The following is a 3,307-nucleotide window of genomic DNA, read 5'->3' as shown; positions in this document are numbered from 1 at the left end:
CGCCTTCCTCATGCTGACCTATTTCTGGGGCTTCTCGGGCGGCCAGATATTCCTGTGGACCTTGCTGGTCTTCCTCTCGGCGCTGATCGGCCTGCTCGTCGCGCCGAGGATCGTGAAGCGGTTCGGCAAGAAGCGAGGGGTAATCTGGCTCGGCGTCATTGCCTTCACCATGGCCCCTGCTCCAGTCATCCTGCGCCTCATCGGCCTGATGCCTGCCAATGGCGACCCGCTCCTCTTTCCCATCGTCGCCACCATCAACACGATTGACGTCGCCCTCATCATCGCGCTCCAGGCCGTGCTCTATTCGATGATCGCAGACCTCGTGGAGCAGAGCGAACTCAGGACCGGTCGCCGGTCGGAAGGCGTCTTCTTCGCTGCCGTCACCTTCACGCGCAAGGCCACCCAGGGCCTCGGCGCATTCTCGGCCGGGCTTATCCTGTCTTTCGTCTCCTTCCCGCAGGGCGCTGCGGTAGGCGACGTCTCACCGGAAACCCTATGGCGGCTCGGCGCATGCTATGCGCCGACACTTCTCCTGCTGTGGACATGCATGATCATCGCAGTCGGCTATTACCGCATCGATCGCGGCGACCACGAACACAACCTCCAGCAGCTCGCAGTGCGGCGGAGCGCCGAAGCGGCGCGTCAATCGGCCGGTGCAGGCGACACGGACTGAAACACGCGCAGGAAATTGCCGCCCCAGATCTTCTCGATATCAGCGCCCGAATAGCCGTGATCGACCAGCGCCAGAGTCACATTGAACGCCTCATCCGCCTCGTTGAACCCCTCCACCCCGCCGCCATGATTGAAGTCGGTCCCGATCCCGACATGGTCGATCCCAATGCGCGCAACGATATAGTCGATATGGTCCATCATGCGGTCGACACTGCCCCGTCCGATGACATCGCGCATCGCTGTCAGGAAGGCGGTTTTCTCCGCCGGGTCATGCAGCTCCCAATAAAGCTCATACGGGTAGGAATAGGTTTCCGGCAGGCCCGCCTCACGCCGCACAGCCCGGATCCGTGCCAGCAGGTCCAGATCAGACAGGTCCACCAGGTACGCGCCGAAGGCGGCGACATGGATCACGCCGCCGGTCTCGCCGATCCGGTCGATCTCTTCGTCAGACAGATTGCGTGACACGTCCGACAGGACACGCACGTTCGAATGGCTGGCAATCACCGGCGATGTCGACAGGGCGATGGCCTGCAGCGTCGCATCTTTCGACATTTGCGACACATCGACGATCCCGCCCAGCGCATTGATTCGTTCAATGGCCTGCACGCCCAGCGCCGACAGTCCGCCATGTTCGGCCTCGACCTCATAGGACTTCGTGTCACCATCATATAACGGGCGCGAACTGTCGGAGAAGTCATTGTGCCCCATATGGTTCAGTCCGAACACGCGCACACCCGCCGCATAAAATGTATCCAGCGCCGCGACATCGCCTTCCAGCGACCGGGCATTCTGGAAGCCCAGGATCACCGCCGTCTGCCCGCGCGCGCGGATCGCGCGCACCTCTTCGGGCGTGGTGGCGATGGCGAGCGATTCATGCGCCGCATCCAGCGCGCGAATCGCCGCCAGCTTTTCGTCGGCTTCCGCGCGGCCGGCGGCGTCGCCTTCCGACGTGCGCGGGCCTGGCCCGACCGCGACAGACATGACAACCGCGCCAACCCCGCCGGCTGCCAGCTTGTCCGGCGCCACTTTCGACCGGCCATCCGGCCCCTGATAGCTCAGAGACGTCGACGGCAGCACGATGTCCGCGTGCCCGTCCAGCACCAGGCTGTTCTGGTGCGCGGCCTGGGCCATATCCATCCGGTGCGCCGCCGTGTCCTCAATGACCGGATGCGCACAGGCGGCCAGCACGGCCAGCGCCGTCGCGGCGCCCGCTATCTGCACCATGGATCGTCTCAATCCGGTTTTCCCCATGACCATGCGCGTCTCCCTTTTCCGGTTTCTGTTTTCCAGAGCCTAAGTGCCATGGCGCACAGGCACCATCCCCGCGCCAAAGTTTCTGTCTTGCAGCAACCGCCGCGCCAGACACACGCACAATGAAAAAGGCCGCCTCCTTGCGGAAGCGGCCTTTGTCTTGTCGTAGCTGTTGCCAGCCTATTTCTTGATTTCGGACACCACGCCGGCGCCGACGGTGCGGCCGCCTTCGCGGATGGCGAAGCGCAGGCCCTTGTCCATGGCGATCGGCTGGATCAGCTCGACATCCATTTTCACGTTATCGCCCGGAAGCACCATTTCCTTGTCGGCCGGCAGCGTCACCACGCCCGTCACGTCGGTCGTGCGGAAGTAGAACTGTGGACGATAATTGGTGAAGAACGGCGTGTGACGGCCACCCTCTTCCTTGGTCAGGATATAGGCTTCGGCTTCGAACGTCGTGTGCGGCGTGATCGAACCCGGCTTGCAGAGAACCTGGCCGCGCTCGACGCCTTCACGGTCAACACCGCGAAGCAGCGCACCAATGTTGTCGCCAGCCTGGCCCTGGTCGAGCAGCTTGCGGAACATTTCAACGCCGGTACAGGTCGTCTTGACGGTCGGGCGGATGCCGACAATCTCGATTTCCTCGCCAACCTTGACGATGCCCTGCTCAACCCGGCCGGTCACAACCGTACCGCGGCCCGAGATCGAGAACACGTCTTCGACCGGCATCAGGAATGGCTTGTCCAGCGGACGATCTGGCGTCGGGATATAGTCGTCAACGGCCTGCATCAGCTCGAGGACCTTGTCCTTGCCGATTTCAGGATTACGCCCTTCGACAGCCGCCAGGGCCGAACCGGCAATGATCGGGATATCGTCGCCCGGGAAGTCGTACGAGTTCAGAAGTTCGCGCACTTCCATCTCGACCAGTTCCAGAAGCTCGGCATCATCGACCTGGTCGACCTTGTTCAGGAAGACAACCATCGACGGCACGCCGACCTGCTTGGCCAGCAGGATGTGCTCGCGCGTCTGCGGCATCGGGCCGTCAGCCGCGTTCACAACCAGGATCGCGCCATCCATCTGGGCCGCACCGGTGATCATGTTCTTCACATAGTCAGCGTGGCCGGGGCAGTCGACGTGGGCGTAGTGACGGTTGGCCGTCTCATACTCGACGTGCGCCGTGTTGATCGTAATGCCACGGGCCTTTTCTTCAGGTGCCGAGTCAATCTCGGCATACGATTTGGCTTCGCCGCCAGACGCCTCGGCCAGGACCATCGAAATGGCCGCCGTCAGCGTCGTCTTGCCATGGTCAACGTGTCCAATCGTGCCGATGTTCACGTGCGGCTTGTTGCGTTCAAACTTTGCCTTGCCCATCGGGCCTCTCCTT

3 protein-coding genes are annotated in these 3,307 nt (G+C 62.6%); 1 reads left to right on the top strand and 2 read right to left on the bottom strand.

The window, feature by feature from the left end; all coding sequences use genetic code 11:
- A partial coding sequence (locus ACESNB_RS03010; protein WP_373003628.1) for an MFS transporter occupies positions 1 to 673 on the top strand: 673 nt, incomplete at its 5' end.
- Here the strand turns inward: ACESNB_RS03010 and ACESNB_RS03005 are convergent.
- Both ACESNB_RS03005 and tuf read right to left on the bottom strand, forming a co-directional pair.
- Entirely contained in the window at positions 643 to 1,929 is a 1,287-nt protein-coding gene (locus tag ACESNB_RS03005) for a dipeptidase (RefSeq protein ID WP_373003625.1), read from the bottom strand. The two genes, ACESNB_RS03010 and ACESNB_RS03005, sit on opposite strands and share 31 nt — an antisense overlap.
- A 174-nt stretch (positions 1,930 to 2,103) precedes the next feature.
- Positions 2,104 to 3,294 (bottom strand): elongation factor Tu, encoded by a 1,191-nt coding sequence (gene tuf / locus ACESNB_RS03000; RefSeq protein ID WP_373003632.1) that lies wholly within the window; start codon positions 3,292 to 3,294, stop codon positions 2,104 to 2,106.
- Positions 3,295 to 3,307: the final 13 nt, after the last annotated feature.

It is taken from the genome of Hyphomonas sp., assembly GCF_041689225.1.
Taxonomy (GTDB): Bacteria; Pseudomonadota; Alphaproteobacteria; order Caulobacterales; family Hyphomonadaceae; genus Hyphomonas.
Note: the sequence above shows the minus strand (reverse complement) of the source record. Positions and strands in the feature narration are given on the sequence as shown.

Bases quoted from the DNA above. Each gene is read 5' to 3' on its own strand.
- tuf (WP_373003632.1), bottom strand. From the start codon at position 3,294: ATGGGCAAGGCAAAGTTTGAACGCAACAAGCCGCACGTGAACATCGGC.
- ACESNB_RS03005 (WP_373003625.1), bottom strand. From the start codon at position 1,929: ATGGTCATGGGGAAAACCGGATTGAGACGATCCATGGTGCAGATAGCG.